The sequence below is a fragment of the Lachnoclostridium sp. An181 genome (assembly GCF_002160325.1).
Taxonomy (GTDB): Bacteria; Bacillota; Clostridia; order Lachnospirales; family Lachnospiraceae; genus An181.
Genome location: NZ_NFKJ01000014.1, coordinates 25,734 through 39,829, shown reverse-complemented (window position 1 = coordinate 39,829; position 14,096 = coordinate 25,734). Strand labels below are relative to the sequence as shown.

15 protein-coding genes and 1 other annotated feature are annotated in these 14,096 nt (G+C 44.3%); all 15 genes read left to right on the top strand.

What is annotated here, in order from left to right; translation table 11 throughout:
- Window positions 1-132 precede the first annotated feature (132 nt).
- Window positions 133-1,152, top strand: a complete 1,020-nt coding sequence (locus B5F18_RS09335; protein ID WP_087157397.1) for an asparaginase — start codon at window positions 133-135, stop codon at window positions 1,150-1,152.
- A 21-nt stretch (window positions 1,153-1,173) separates the two neighbouring features.
- Window positions 1,174-1,413 (top strand): hypothetical protein, encoded by a 240-nt coding sequence (locus B5F18_RS09330; protein WP_087157396.1) that lies wholly within the window; start codon window positions 1,174-1,176, stop codon window positions 1,411-1,413.
- Between the two features lie 97 nt (window positions 1,414-1,510).
- Window positions 1,511-1,750, top strand: a binding site (T-box leader).
- Between the two features lie 88 nt (window positions 1,751-1,838).
- Entirely contained in the window at window positions 1,839-4,487 is a 2,649-nt protein-coding gene (locus B5F18_RS09325; protein ID WP_087157395.1) for a valine--tRNA ligase, read from the top strand.
- Between the two features lie 37 nt (window positions 4,488-4,524).
- The gene (locus B5F18_RS09320) at window positions 4,525-6,753 is read left to right on the top strand and encodes an LTA synthase family protein (protein ID WP_087157394.1); all 2,229 of its coding nucleotides are present in this window, start codon (window positions 4,525-4,527) and stop codon (window positions 6,751-6,753) included.
- 14 nt (window positions 6,754-6,767) lie between these two features.
- On the top strand, window positions 6,768-8,084 hold the full coding sequence (locus B5F18_RS09315; protein WP_087157393.1) for a bifunctional folylpolyglutamate synthase/dihydrofolate synthase: 1,317 nt from the start codon (window positions 6,768-6,770) through the stop codon (window positions 8,082-8,084).
- The gene (locus tag B5F18_RS12625) at window positions 8,071-8,214 is read left to right on the top strand and encodes a hypothetical protein (RefSeq protein ID WP_204217101.1); all 144 of its coding nucleotides are present in this window, start codon (window positions 8,071-8,073) and stop codon (window positions 8,212-8,214) included. The genes B5F18_RS09315 and B5F18_RS12625 overlap by 14 nt, the downstream gene beginning before the upstream one ends.
- 7 nt (window positions 8,215-8,221) lie before the next feature.
- The gene (locus B5F18_RS09310) at window positions 8,222-9,622 is read left to right on the top strand and encodes a tetratricopeptide repeat protein (RefSeq protein ID WP_242955836.1); all 1,401 of its coding nucleotides are present in this window, start codon (window positions 8,222-8,224) and stop codon (window positions 9,620-9,622) included.
- A gap of 164 nt (window positions 9,623-9,786) precedes the next feature.
- On the top strand, window positions 9,787-10,104 hold the full coding sequence (locus tag B5F18_RS09305) for an STAS domain-containing protein (RefSeq protein WP_087157392.1): 318 nt from the start codon (window positions 9,787-9,789) through the stop codon (window positions 10,102-10,104).
- Window positions 10,101-10,556, top strand: a complete 456-nt coding sequence (gene spoIIAB / locus B5F18_RS09300) for an anti-sigma F factor (protein WP_087157391.1) — start codon at window positions 10,101-10,103, stop codon at window positions 10,554-10,556. The genes B5F18_RS09305 and spoIIAB overlap by 4 nt, the downstream gene beginning before the upstream one ends.
- Window positions 10,535-11,248, top strand: a complete 714-nt coding sequence (gene sigF, locus B5F18_RS09295; protein ID WP_087157390.1) for an RNA polymerase sporulation sigma factor SigF — start codon at window positions 10,535-10,537, stop codon at window positions 11,246-11,248. The genes spoIIAB and sigF overlap by 22 nt, the downstream gene beginning before the upstream one ends.
- Window positions 11,249-11,353: 105 nt before the next feature.
- A complete protein-coding gene (locus tag B5F18_RS12515) occupies window positions 11,354-11,521 on the top strand; it encodes a hypothetical protein (protein WP_162607577.1) in 168 nt (55 codons plus the stop codon).
- A complete protein-coding gene (locus tag B5F18_RS09290; RefSeq protein WP_087157389.1) occupies window positions 11,508-12,173 on the top strand; it encodes a stage V sporulation protein AA in 666 nt (221 codons plus the stop codon). The genes B5F18_RS12515 and B5F18_RS09290 overlap by 14 nt, the downstream gene beginning before the upstream one ends.
- Window positions 12,170-12,580 carry a stage V sporulation protein AB gene (locus B5F18_RS09285; RefSeq protein ID WP_087157388.1) on the top strand — a complete coding sequence of 137 codons (411 nt, stop codon included), beginning with the start codon at window positions 12,170-12,172 and terminating at the stop codon, window positions 12,578-12,580. The genes B5F18_RS09290 and B5F18_RS09285 overlap by 4 nt, the downstream gene beginning before the upstream one ends.
- 29 nt (window positions 12,581-12,609) lie before the next feature.
- Window positions 12,610-13,077 carry a SpoVA/SpoVAEb family sporulation membrane protein gene (locus B5F18_RS09280; protein ID WP_087157442.1) on the top strand — a complete coding sequence of 156 codons (468 nt, stop codon included), beginning with the start codon at window positions 12,610-12,612 and terminating at the stop codon, window positions 13,075-13,077.
- Window positions 13,077-14,087, top strand: a complete 1,011-nt coding sequence (locus B5F18_RS09275) for a stage V sporulation protein AD (RefSeq protein WP_087157441.1) — start codon at window positions 13,077-13,079, stop codon at window positions 14,085-14,087. The genes B5F18_RS09280 and B5F18_RS09275 overlap by 1 nt, the downstream gene beginning before the upstream one ends.
- Window positions 14,088-14,096: the final 9 nt, after the last annotated feature.

The following is a 14,096-nucleotide window of genomic DNA, read 5'->3' as shown; positions in this document are numbered from 1 at the left end:
TAGCAGGAAATTGTATACATCCTTTCATCTCCAATCTGTTTCATAATTCGCATGTAGTGTATCACAAAGTTTTGTAAAATGCAATGGTTAATGATATACTAAGATGCAGAGTACAGGAAGAAGGAGATAAGTATGAAACGGATTTTGATGATTGGTACAGGAGGGACCATTGCGTGCAGGCAGACAGATAAGGGCCTGGCTCCAGGGTTATCCTCAGAGGATGTGTTATCTTATATTCCGCAGGTGAAAGATGTTTGCGAGGTGGATGCCATTCAGATCTGTAATATTGACAGTACAAATGTGACCCCAAAGCACTGGAAACTGATGGTGCGGACAATTGAGGAGAATTATAAGGACTACGGAGGATTCGTAATCTGTCACGGTACGGATACGTTAGCGTACACAGCTGCGGCATTGTCCTATATGATCCAGTATTCCTCAAAACCGATCGTGATCACAGGGGCACAGAAACCGATCAATATGGATGTGACAGATGCAAAGACAAATCTTTTGGACAGCTTTATCTACGCTGCGGACGATGAATCTCAGGATGTGAACATTGTGTTTGACGGGAAAGTGATCGTGGGGACAAGAGCAAAGAAAGATCGGGCAAAAAGCTACAATGCATTTTCCAGCATTAATTTTCCATATCCGGCTGTGATCCAGGACGGACATATCATCCGCTATATTCCGGTTATTCCATACAGGGAACCCGTGCGTTTTTATAAAGACATGAAGGAGAGCGTGTTTGTTTTGAAGATGATCCCGGGAATGCGGGCGCACATGCTGTCCTATTTGTTTGAGCACTATGACTGTATTGTCATAGAAAGTTTCGGAGTGGGGGGAATACCAGAAAGCATTACCGAGGAGTTTTATGAACAGATGGATGCCTGGAGGGAAAAAGGAAAAGTCGTGGTGATGGCCACACAGGTTGCCAATGAAGGAAGCAACATGACAGTCTATGAAGTGGGAAAGAAAGTAAAACAGGATTTTGACATGATGGAATCCTACGACATGACATTGGAGGCCGTGATCACAAAGATGATGTGGCTGATGGGGATTCCCGGGTTGTCTTACGAAAAGATGAAAGAAATGTTCTACACAATGGTGAATCATGATATTTTATTCACAAAATATAAACGTGCAAATTAGGTAGAGAAAGAAGGAGTCAGAATGCGTTACGAGGAATTCAGAATGGAGCGTCCGGGACTTGTGAAAAAGGGCGATCATGTTCAGATTACGGAGAGGGCAAACGGCACACTGTACAGCTATGTGATCGAGCCATCCGTGGCCATGTCAGGAATCTTCAGGAGTCATCAGAGGATAAAAAACAGTGAGGGGACTGTGTATGAGGTGAAGGATACGCCAAGAGGATTTGAGGTGGTCGTGGAGTTTGATGAGGAGGCTCTATAGATTTCCTTAAGGATTTATAAAGATTATTTAATTTCCTTGACAAAGAGAAAACCGGAGAATAAACTATCATTAGTTAACATTTGTTTAACATTTATGGTATAAGGCGATGAAAAAGAGGAGTACGTTGTAAACCCTTGAAAGAGAATGCCATCCCTGGCTGAAAGGTGGCTGCAAGCAGGTTGGGCGGAAGGTAGCTTTGGAGCCGGATGTCTGAAAAGTCCATGTGTTACAAGGAAAGTAAGATGTCACGGATGGTTCCCGTTAACGGACCATAGAGAAGTATGGAAATTTTGTTTCTATATAATAAAGGTGGTACCGCGGAAGATTCGCCCTTTACAGTGATGTAAAGGGCTTTTTATTTCAGAAAATTCTTTCAAGTCCGCCTAAAAAGTGTACTTTATGAGGAAAAATATAAGGAGGATGCCATGAGCAGACATTTGGAAAAAACGTACAATCCAAAAGAGATTGAACCAAAATTATATGAAAAATGGTGTGAGAAGAAATATTTTCACGCTGAAGTGGACAGGAGCAAAAAACCGTTTACAACCGTGATGCCTCCACCGAATATTACGGGCAAACTGCATATGGGGCATGCATTTGACAATACGCTGCAGGATATTCTGATCCGCTATAAAAGAATGCAGGGCTATAATGCTTTGTGGATCCCGGGGACAGACCACGCAGCTATTTCCACGGAAGTAAAGGTGACAAACCAGCTCAAAGAAGAGGGCATTGACAAAAAAGAGCTGGGAAGGGAAGGATTCCTGGAAAGAACATGGCAGTGGAAGGAAGAGTATGCAGGCACTATTGAGGCACAGCTCAAAAAGCTGGGTGTATCCTGTGATTGGGACAGAGAACGTTTTACAATGGACGAGGGATGTTCCAAAGCAGTGGAGGAAGTCTTCATCCGTCTGTATGAGAAAGGATATATTTACAAAGGATCCAGAATCATCAACTGGTGTCCGGTGTGCAAAACGTCCCTTTCTGATGCGGAGGTGGAACACGAGGAGCAGGCAGGACATTTCTGGCATATCAAATATCCGGTGGTGGGAACAGACCGTTACCTTGTGATCGCAACAACAAGACCGGAAACCATGCTTGGAGATACTGCGATCGTTGTTCATCCGGACGATGAAAGATACAAGGACATTGTCGGAAAGATGGCTCTTCTGCCGCTTGTAAACAAAGAGATCCCGATCATCGCGGACGCTTATGTGGATAAAGAGTTTGGAACTGGAGCCATGAAGGTAACCCCGGCCCACGACCCGAATGACTTTGAGATTGGGAAACGACATAACCTGCCTGAGATCAACATCATGAACGATGATGCGACCATCAATGAGCTTGGCGGAAAGTATGCAGGCATGGACAGATACGAAGCAAGAAAAGAGATGGTAAAAGACTTAGAGGAGCAGGGCTATCTTGTAAAAGTAGAAGACTACTCTCACAATGTAGGAACGCACGACAGATGCGGGACGACAGTAGAGCCTCTTATCAAGCAGCAGTGGTTTGTCAAGATGGAAGAGCTGGCAAAACCTGCGATTGAGGCATTGGAGAAAGGTGAATTGAGATTTGTGCCGGAGCGGTTCAATAAGATTTACCTGCACTGGCTGGAGAATATCAGAGACTGGTGTATTTCCAGACAGATTTGGTGGGGACACAGAATCCCTGCTTACTACTGTGACGAGTGCGGTGAGTTTGTAGTGGCCAGAGAAATGCCAAAGAAATGCCCTCACTGTGGATGCGAACACTTTACACAGGATGAGGATACGCTGGATACATGGTTCAGCTCCGCTCTGTGGCCGTTCTCCACGCTTGGATGGCCGGAAAAGACAGAGGATTACGATTATTTCTATCCAACGGATGTGCTTGTGACAGGATACGATATCATTTTCTTCTGGGTGATCCGTATGGTATTTTCCGGATATGCCCACACAGGAAAATCCCCGTTCCATACAGTATTTATCCACGGACTTATCAGAGATTCCCAGGGAAGAAAGATGAGCAAGTCTTTGGGAAATGGCATCGATCCTCTGGAAGTCATTGATAAATACGGAGCAGATGCGCTGCGTCTTACGATCGTGACCGGAAATGCGCCGGGAAATGATATGCGTTTCTACGAAGAAAGAGTGGAAAACAGCAGAAACTTTGCAAACAAAGTGTGGAATGCATCCAGATTTATCATGATGAATATGGAGGGCAGAAAGATCAGAAAGCCGCTGGAAGAGGAGCTTTCTTCAGTGGATAAATGGATCACTTCCAAGGTGAATACCCTGACAAAAGAAGTGACCGAAAACATGGATAAATTCGAACTTGGAATTGCGGTTCAGAAAGTATATGACTTTATTTGGGATGAATTCTGTGACTGGTATATTGAGTTGGCAAAATATCCAATCTACCATTCAGATGAAAATCCGGCAGCGGCAAATGCAGCGCTTTACACATTGAAGACAGTATTGGCGGATGCACTGAAACTGCTTCACCCGTTCATGCCGTTTGTGACAGAGGAGATTTATGGAGCGCTTGTGCCGGAGGAAGAATCTTTGATGATGTCCACATGGCCGGTATACGAGGAGTCCTGCCATTATGAAGAGGCGGAGACGATCATGGATCATATGAAAGAAGTCATCAGAGGAGTTCGAAATGCGCGCGCTGAGATGAATGTGCCGCCGAGCAGAAAAGCAAATGTATATGTGGTGTGTGCTGACAAAGAGCTTGGAGCAGGTTTGGAGAGTGTGAAGGAATCCGCTTGTGGACTGATGAGTGCATCTGGCATGGAGGTTAAGGAAAACAAAGATGGAATTTCCGAGGATGCGGTATCCATTGTCGTTCCTGATGCTACTGTGTATGTGCCTTTGGAAGAGCTTATCGACTTTGAACAGGAGATTGAGCGACTGAAAAAAGAAGAGGCAAGACTTGTAAAAGAACTTGCACGTGTAAATGGAATGTTGAGTAATGAGAAATTTATGAGTAAAGCACCGGAAACAAAAATTAAGGAAGAAAAAGAGAAATTGGAGACTTACACACAGATGATGAATCAAGTCAAAGAAAGACTTGCACAGCTGCAGAAATAGGGGAGTATCTGTTGGTAAGCCCGGGAGAGGTTCATAGATGAAACATATTCATATTAAAAAGCCCAATATCAAAGGGTCATTACAAAAACTGAGGCATTTGAAAAGGGAAGATATCAAAAGACATTTCAGGGAGAGAAAAGAGCGAAGGGAGAGGATTCTGGAGGCGAGAAGAAACACAGCTTTTGCGAAGAAAATGCAGAAGGTATACAAGATCATGAACCGGATTTCGCTGATCCTTCATTTTGTACTGGCCTGTCTTTTGAATTTTGTCATTGAAGTGATCTCCAGGCACTCGTTTTTTAAGGCATGGGATTACATGACAAAGAGTCCATGGGTATTTTTGTACAATGCATTTTTCATATTTGTTACGTTTTCCATTGTCTATCTTGTCAGAAGACGTGTCTTTACGAGAATCATCATCAGTGTCATCTGGCTGGCTATCGGAGTGTGCAATGGATACATGCTGCTTAAGAGGGTAACGCCTTTCAATGCTCAGGATCTGAAGACTTGGAAGGAAGGACTTTCGCTTTTTACGAATTATTTTTCAGTGCAGGAGCTGATCACTTTGGCAGTCGGACTTGTCGCTGTTATCATATGGGTCATTGCCATGTGGAGAAGAGGAGGACAGTATAAAGGGAAAATGCACCGCATCCTTGCCCTTGTGGGCGTGTTTGTGTGGTTCGGACTCTACAGCTTTGTGACAAAAGCAGCGGTGGACAACCGGGTGATCTCTACTTATTTTGGAAATATTGCGTTTGCATATGAGGACTATGGCCTTCCGTACTGTTTTAGTACCAGTCTATTTAACACAGGCATCAATGAGCCAAACGGCTACGGAAAAGAGACTATGGAGAGGATCAGCCAAAATGGAAAGCTTACGAGCCAGGGAGAGTTTCCAGAGGAGACGCCGAACATTATTTTTGTACAGCTGGAATCGTTTTTTGATCCTTCGGAGGCAGAGTTCTTCGAGACTTCCAAGGATCCGATACCGAATCTTCGCAAAATGTTTAAAGAATATTCAAGCGGATATTTTAAAGTACCTTCTGTTGGTGCGGGAACAGCGAACACAGAATTTGAGGTTTTGACAGGAATGAATCTTCGATATTTTGGACCAGGGGAATATCCATACAAAACTGTGTTAAAAGATAATTCGTGTGAAAGTGCTGCCTCTGCTTTAAAGTCCCTTGGATATGGCACACATGCGATCCACAATAACGGAGGAAATTTCTACAGCAGGGCAAAGGTATTCAACCATATCGGATTTGATTCTTTTACGAGCAAAGAGTTTATGAATATTCTGCAGTACACAGAAAACGGATGGGCAAAGGACGACATTCTTGTGGATTGTATTTTGGATTCCATGAATACGACAAAGCAGCAGGATTTTGTGTTCTGCGTCAGCGTGCAAGGACATGGTGAGTATCCGACAGAGCAGATTTTGGAGAACCCGGAGATCAAGGTCACCGGAATCGAGGATGAAGGGCTGAAGAATAAATGGGAATACTATGTGAACCAGGTTTATGAGATGGACGCTTTTGCCGGAAGGCTGATCAGTGAGATTGAAAAGCGGGATGAGCCGACAGTTGTCGTCTTCTACGGAGACCACCTCCCGACGATGGGGCTTTCTGTAAAAGACTTAAAGAGCAGGTATCTTTACAATACAAACTATGTGATCTGGGACAATATCGGACTGAAAAAAGAGAACCGGAATATTCCGTCCTATCAGATCATGGCAGATGTTTTTGACAGGCTGGACATTCACACAGGAACAGTGTTCAACTATCATCAGGACAGAAGAAAGACAAAGGATTATCTTTCCGACCTGGAGCTTTTGCAGTATGATATCCTTTACGGAAAAGAGTATGTGTATGATGAGAAGAGTCCGGATATTGGAAACTATATGCAGATGGGAGTCAAGGACGTTTCATTAAATTCCATTGTGCCGGAGATGGACGGCAGCTACAGCCTGTATGGAGAGAACTTTACAAAATCCAGCAAGGTTTATGTAAATGGAGAAAAACAGAGTGCAAAATTTTTAAACAATACGAGAATTGAGCTGGAGGATATCACCTTAAACGAGGGGGATGTCATCAGCATCAAGCAGGTGGGTTCGAGCAATACTGTTTTCCGTTCCTCGAAAAATTATCTGTACCAGAACAATGCTTTAGTGGAAAAACCAGACGATGAGTGGAACAGCAAACTGGAGGAGAACAATGCAAAACCACCGGAAGAGAGAATCAGCTGGGAGGATATGTATCCAAGATAGGAAAGGGGAAGACGATGAATTATAAGGAGGCAGAAAAATATATTCTGGAAATTCCAAAATTTACATCAAAGAATCCTTTGGAGCATACAAAGGAACTGCTCGCAAGGCTTGGTGATCCTCAGAAAGAGAAGAAAGTGATTCATGTGGCAGGCACAAACGGAAAAGGTTCCGTTTGTGCCTATCTGCAATCTTTGCTCTTATCGGAAGGCAGGCGTGTCGGGCTTTTTACATCCCCTCACATTGTCTCCATGAAAGAGCGGATCCGTGTCAATGGAAAAGAGGTCTCCGGCGAAGAATTTCTCAATGCATTTGAAACAGTTTATTCGGCAGTCATGGATATGCACAGAGAAGGGAAAAAGCACGCGACCTTTTTTGAGTTTCTTTTTGCCATGGCAATGGAAACCTTTCGAAAAAAGGATGTGGAATATGTGATTTTAGAGACCGGGCTTGGAGGAAGGCTGGATGCAACAAATGCTGTGGAGTCTTTGGAGATGACAATCATCACTTCCATCAGCCTGGATCATACGGATATTCTTGGGGATACACTGGCAAAAATTGCGGAAGAGAAGGCTGGAATTATAAAAGCAGGAGTTCCGCTTATCCTGGATGGCTCGAGCAAAGAGGAGGCTCTTGGAGTAATTCGTAAAAAAGCAGTAGAAATGGGAGCACCTTGTAGAGAAATCTCGAAATGTGCGTATAAAATCACAGAAACAAAAGAAAGTCATATTGCATTTTCTATGGCAAATGCGTATTATGAAGATGTTGTATGGAGACTTTCCAATCCAGCTCCTTATCAGGCTATGAATGCCGCATTGGCGCTTGAGGCTTTTGTGTGGATGCTGCAGCCAAAAGTGAAACATATAGAGGTCTGGAAACAGGCTTTGGAGCATGTACACTGGGAGGGCCGTATGGAAGAGATAAGAAAAGGAATTATCGTGGACGGCGCCCACAATCCGGGTGCTGTAGAGGGCTTTGTGGAAAGTGTCTGTGCAGGAAAAGATGCAGGAAAGAAGAGGGTTCTTCTCTTTTCAGCAGTAAAGGACAAAAATTACGAAGAGATGATCCGCATACTATGTGAAAAACTGCCGGCAAGGGCTTATGTCGTGACAACGATCAAAGATGAAAGATGTGTTTTGGCAGAAGAGTTAAAAAACGTGTTTGAAAAGTATACAGACAGGGAGGTCGTGGCAGAGAACGACTTGGACAACGCGCTGAAGGCAGCACAAGAAAGAAGCGGAGAGGATGGCGTAGTATATTGTCTTGGCTCATTGTATCTTGTAGGGATGATAAAAAAGCGATTGCAGGAGGAAAATTTCCATGTTGAATTTTGAGGAAGAATTAAAGAAATTTAAGCCAAGTCTGGAAGTGGAAGATATTGAGGACGCAGTGTATCAGGAAGACCTTACGGACATGACGGATATTCTGCGTGAAATGATGCAGCAACAGCAGACAAAGGAGTAGATAGATTGTGGGTGATACCGGGGTGGATTACACGAAAAAATTAAGAAACCAGTCAAATTACTGGTACAATGATGGATTAAAGAAAGCAAATATCAGAGATTTATCCGGGGCTGTGATTGCTCTTAAGAGGAGTCTCCAGTACAACCGCGCCAATATTGACGCAAGAAACCTTTTGGGTCTTGTGTACTTTGGCAGAGGCGAAGTGATGGAGGCGCTTGTGGAATGGATCATCAGCAAGAATTTAAAGACAGACGACAATCTTGCCGAGTATTTTATCACAAAAGTGCAGGAGAATGCATCGGAGCTTGAGGCAGTCGATCAGGCTGTGAAAAAGTACAACCAATGTTTGGTATCCTGTGATCAGGGCGGAGAGGATCTGGCGATTCTCCAGCTTAAAAAGGTGACGGCAGAACAGCCATCCTTTTTAAAGGCTCACCAGCTTTTAGGACTTCTGCTGATGCACACAGGACAGTATGCAAAGGCAAGGCAGGTTTTAAAAAGAGCAAACAAACTGGACACTACAAATGAGATGACACTTCGATACATGCATGAACTCAACCGCATGTATGCGAAAAAAGCGGAGAAGATGAAAGAAGAAAGAGAAAAACAGGAAGCCATAAGCTATAATCTTGGAAATGAGACGATCATCCAGCCGGCAAAGACTTCTCTGAAAGAGAGGACTCTTGGCTCGGCAGTTTTGAATATGCTCATCGGTCTTTTGGTAGGGGCTGCAGTTGTCTGGTTTTTGATCGTGCCTGCAGTGGATCAGTCAAAAGCTGAGAAGGCAAACCAAAGGGACAAGACATACAGCGAAAAGATCGCAACGCAGAAGTCTCAGATCAATGCGATGCAGCAGGAACTGGAGGAGTACAGAAAAGAAAGTGAGGCCGCAAAGGCAGCACAGCAGGACGCAGAGAAGACAAAGGAAAGCTATGAGGCACTCTTGAAGGTAAATGATGACTATGACTCAAGAAGATACGGCAACACAACGCTTGCCAAGAATCTTAAGGCAGTCAATGCAGATGTTTTGGGCGAAGAAGCAAAAAAATTGTATGATGAGCTTCATGTATCCATTGTCGAACCTATTCTTCAGAAGAATTACAGAAGTGCAAAGCGTTCCTACAATGCGGAAGATTATGAGACTGCGATCACCACACTTGAGGATGTGGTTGCTCTGCAGGAGACATATCTGGATGGGGATGCACTGAATCTTCTGGCAGAGTGTTATGCGAAAAACGGACAAAATGATAAAGCGATTGAAAATTACAACAAAGTGATCACCTTGTTCCCTGACACAGATGCGGCCAGGGAGGCGCAGGAAGCACTGGATGAACTCAATGCAAATACACAGAATAACAATGCCGGTACTGCGGGAAATACACAAGACCAGGCGCAGGGACAGCAGTAGAAAGTACAAGAGCTATGAAAGAAATCATAGCTCTTTTTGTTTTCATACGGGGAAGTCCGGCTGACATTCCCATATGAAAATAAGCCTTCCGGGAAGGATATGAACGCCACAGTAAGGTGTTTAAAAAGAGGGGAAAATATACCGAAATTTAAGGGGGAAACAAAATGGAGTATCAGATTCAGGAGAACTGTCTGACTGTATTTATGCCAAAAGAGGTGGACCATTACAGCTCAGAAAAAATCAAACAGGATGCAGACAAGTTGATTCAGAAAAAGCATATCAAACATATGATTTTTGATTTTAAAAACACAGATTTTATGGACAGCTCGGGAATAGGAGTTATCATGGGCAGATATCGCCTGCTGAGCATTATAGGAGGAGAAATCTGGGCAGTACACGTAAGCGAGAGACTAAAGAAGACGCTTTTGATGTCCGGAGTAGGGAAATATATTCATGTGTGTGAGGAGGAAGAAGTGAGATGAAAAACACGAATGAAATGGAGATTATTTTTGACAGCCGTTCGATAAACGAAGGCTTTGCAAGGGTTGCGGTGTCCTCTTTTATGACGCAGCTCAATCCGACACTGGAGGAGGTGTCAGATGTAAAAACTGCTGTCTCGGAGGCAGTCACCAATGCCATTATCCATGGATATGAGGAAGAAGTACATAAAATAAAAATTTCCTGCCGCCTGGAAGGAAAGAGCATCTGGATAGAGGTGGAAGACAAAGGAAAGGGAATTTTGGATGTGGAAAAAGCAATGGAGCCCATGTTCACCACAAAGCCAGAGCTGGAACGTTCGGGTATGGGATTTGCATTTATGGAGGCATTTATGGATGAACTGGAAGTCATATCCAAAGTGGGAGAGGGCACAACCGTAAAAATGAAGAAGGAAATTGGAAAAGGGAGGGAACTATGGACCACACAGCCGCTCTGATTCAAAGAAGCCACGAAGGGGATGAAACAGCGCGGGCACAGCTGGTGGAAGAAAACGTAGGGCTTGTATGGTGCATTGTCAAAAGATTCTACGGCAGAGGGGCGGAGGCGGAAGACTTATTTCAGATTGGCAGCATTGGACTTTTGAAGGCGATCGACAAGTTTGATCTGCAGTATGATGTCAAGTTTTCCACGTATGCAGTGCCCATGATTTCCGGGGAGATCAAAAGGTTTTTAAGAGATGACGGTATGATAAAGGTGAGCAGATCCTTGAAAGAGATTTCTTATAAAGCCTACCAGGCAAAAGAGAGTTTCCGGATGAAATGGAACAGGGAGCCGACGATCGAAGAATTGTCAGGTCAGCTTGGGATTGACAAAGAGGACTTGATGATGGCCATGGAATCATCCAATGAGGTGGAGTCTTTACACAAAACCATTTACCAGAAAGACGGAAATGAAATATTGCTTTTGGACAAGCTGGAAGAACAGGAAGAAAGAGAGGAAGGCATCTTAAACCGAATGCTTCTCCAGCAACTGTTGGAGAGCCTGGATAAAGATGAGAGACAGTTGATCTATCTTCGTTATTTTCAGAATGAGACACAATCAGAGGTTGGAAAAAAACTTGGAATCTCTCAGGTACAGGTTTCCAGAATGGAAAAGAGGATATTGAAACAATTACGTGAAAAAATATGAAAAATTTATGGGTTGTCGCGATTTTATGACAGCCCTATTTTTTCGCATATTTTGAAAAAAATCCGGCATACTAGGTGTAAAACCAAGAAAAGAAGGTGGGTAGATTTGGAAAAAGCAAGAAAAAAGATTGCAGCCTGTGTTATAACAGTTCTTCTGGCAGCCATTGTTGCAGGACTTGTCTATTATACTCAGCAAAGGCAGCAGGCCCAGGAGCACAACAGGGGAACACTTGTCATAAAAGAAATAGAGGATGATGGACATGGCATCGAATGAGACTGTGTATATCAAAGCGGATAAAAATGTGGAAGTGCAAAAAAGAGAAGTGACCCTTGGGGACATTCTGACTATGGAGTCTTCCAATCCGCAGATTGTCGCAAGGCTGAAAGCGATCAGAATTTTAAAAGTCCCGGATACAGGGCAGCACCGCTATGTGATTTCCATATTAAAGATTATTGAATGCATCCACAGGGAAATACCGAATGTGGAGATTCAAAGCGTGGGAGAGCCGGATTTTATCGTGACGTACGAGGAGCCAAAACAACATCACAAATGGATGCATGCGGCAAAGACAACAGGAATCGTGCTTCTCACCTTCATCGGCGCAGCGTTTTCCATCATGTCCTTCAACAATGATGTGGATATCACGAATATGTTCTCCAATATTTATGAGCTGCTGACCGGTAAGCATTCAAACGGTTTTACCATTCTGGAGCTTACGTACTGTATCGGGTTGATCTCTGGAATCCTTATCTTTTTCAACCATTTTGGCGGGAAGAAATTTTCCGTGGATCCAACGCCGATGGAGGTTGAGATGCGTACGTATGAGATGGAGATCCAGGAGACACTGATAGAAAACTATGCCAGAGAAAAACAGGAGATGGATGTGGGGCAGTCTCCACGTAAGAAGGGGAGCGGGAAACAATGACGCAGGTATTACTTGGAATCATCGGGTTTTCTTCCGGCGTTGTCATTGCAGGAGGACTGATTTCTTTTATCATCGGCCTTGGCGTGATCTCTCAGTTTGCGGACAGGACTCATACAGGAGACAAAATTCTTTTATATGAAGAGTGCACAGCGCTTGGAGGAATCCTTGGGAATCTTATGTATATTTACCATATCCGTATTCCTTACGGGGAATTTCTTGTCCCCCTATTCGGAATATTCGGGGGAATATTTGTCGGATGCTGGGCAATGGCGTTGGCGGAAATTCTCAATATTTTCCCAATATTTATCAGAAGGGCGAAAATCTTAAAGGCAATCCCGTATTTGATCGTTGGGATTGCACTTGGGAAAGGACTTGGAGGATTGCTGTACTTTTGGCAAAGATGGTGACAGTCAAAAATGGAAGAGGTGAAAGGACAATGGAAGAAACAAGAAAAAAGAAACAGGAGGCATATGAAAATTATGTAAAACAGAAAACGCCGGTGCACAATGTATACCTGAATATGCTGAAAGCCTTTGTCACAGGAGGGGCCATCTGTGTGGTCGGGCAGTGGATAAACAATTACTGTATTCAGCTTGGGCTTTCTAAAGAAGTGAGCGGATCGTGGACTTCTCTTCTGCTCGTACTGGCAAGTGTGATATTGACCGGATTTGGGCTTTATCCAAAGATGGCCAAATGGGGAGGAGCAGGCACACTGGTTCCGATCACCGGATTTGCGAATTCTGTGGCCGCTCCTGCGATTGAGTACAAAAAAGAAGGCCAGGTCTTTGGAATCGGTTGCAAGATCTTCACCATTGCAGGGCCTGTGATTCTCTATGGAATCTTTGTGAGCTGGCTTTTAGGGCTTGTGTATTATCTACTTACGAAAGTGGGGATTGTTCTATGATGACGATGACAAAGGGCAGTCAAAGTCTTATGTTCGCGGAATCTCCTTATGTGATCGGACATGGGGCTGTGGCAGGGAAAAAAGAAAGTGAAGGTCCTCTCGGCAAAAAATTTGACTATGTTGACGATACAAATATGTTCGGAGAGAAAACATGGGAACAGGCCGAGAGCAGTATGCAGAGAATGGCCTGCAGGCATGCAATGGAGAATGCGGATGTGACGCCAAAGGATGTTCGCTACCTGTTCGGAGGCGACCTCTTAAGGCAGGGTGTGGCCACATCCATGGGCGTAGAAAAGATGCAGATTCCGATGTTCGGGCTTTTTGGAGCCTGTTCCACGTCCGGGGAAGCGCTGGCGCTTAGCGCCATGTGTGTGGCTGCAGGATATGGGGATATGATTTTGGCAGTCACGTCCAGCCATTTTGGAAGCGCAGAAAAAGAGTTCCGTTTTCCCCTTGGATATGCAAGTCAAAGGCCGCTTTCTGCCAGTTGGACAGTGACGGGAAGCGGAGCTTTTGTGGTGGGCAGAAAGAAAAGCCATGTGAGGATTTCCGGGGTGACGATCGGAAAGATTGTGGATTTTGGACTTAAGGATTCCCAGAACATGGGTGCATGTATGGCGCCTGCAGCTTGCGATACCATTGTCACGAACCTGAAGGATTTCGGAAGGGAGCCGGAGGAATACGACAGGATCATTACCGGGGACCTTGGATATGTAGGACAGACAATCCTCTTCGATCTGATGAGAAAGAAAGGGTTCAATATCAGGCCGAACCATGCAGATTGTGGAAAATTGATATTTGATCAGGACAGCCAGGACACGCATGCCGGAGGAAGCGGATGCGGGTGTGCAGCAATCACATTGGCTGCCTACATTTTACCGAAACTGGAAAGTGGGGAATGGAAGAAGGTATTGTTTGTGCCGACAGGGGCTCTCATGTCAACAGTCAGTTACAATGAAGGAAACAGTGTGCCTGGTATTGCGCATGCAATCGTTCTGGAGCATTGTTAAGGAGGAAAC

Coding starts and splice junctions, on each gene's coding strand:
- B5F18_RS09335 (WP_087157397.1), top strand. CDS start 133: ATGAAACGGATTTTGATGATTGGTACAGGAGGGACCATTGCGTGCAGG.
- B5F18_RS09330 (WP_087157396.1), top strand. CDS start 1,174: ATGCGTTACGAGGAATTCAGAATGGAGCGTCCGGGACTTGTGAAAAAG.
- B5F18_RS09325 (WP_087157395.1), top strand. CDS start 1,839: ATGAGCAGACATTTGGAAAAAACGTACAATCCAAAAGAGATTGAACCA.
- B5F18_RS09320 (WP_087157394.1), top strand. CDS start 4,525: ATGAAACATATTCATATTAAAAAGCCCAATATCAAAGGGTCATTACAA.
- B5F18_RS09315 (WP_087157393.1), top strand. CDS start 6,768: ATGAATTATAAGGAGGCAGAAAAATATATTCTGGAAATTCCAAAATTT.
- B5F18_RS12625 (WP_204217101.1), top strand. CDS start 8,071: ATGTTGAATTTTGAGGAAGAATTAAAGAAATTTAAGCCAAGTCTGGAA.
- B5F18_RS09305 (WP_087157392.1), top strand. CDS start 9,787: ATGGAGTATCAGATTCAGGAGAACTGTCTGACTGTATTTATGCCAAAA.
- spoIIAB (WP_087157391.1), top strand. CDS start 10,101: ATGAAAAACACGAATGAAATGGAGATTATTTTTGACAGCCGTTCGATA.
- sigF (WP_087157390.1), top strand. CDS start 10,535: ATGGACCACACAGCCGCTCTGATTCAAAGAAGCCACGAAGGGGATGAA.
- B5F18_RS09290 (WP_087157389.1), top strand. CDS start 11,508: ATGGCATCGAATGAGACTGTGTATATCAAAGCGGATAAAAATGTGGAA.
- B5F18_RS09285 (WP_087157388.1), top strand. CDS start 12,170: ATGACGCAGGTATTACTTGGAATCATCGGGTTTTCTTCCGGCGTTGTC.
- B5F18_RS09280 (WP_087157442.1), top strand. CDS start 12,610: ATGGAAGAAACAAGAAAAAAGAAACAGGAGGCATATGAAAATTATGTA.
- B5F18_RS09275 (WP_087157441.1), top strand. CDS start 13,077: ATGACGATGACAAAGGGCAGTCAAAGTCTTATGTTCGCGGAATCTCCT.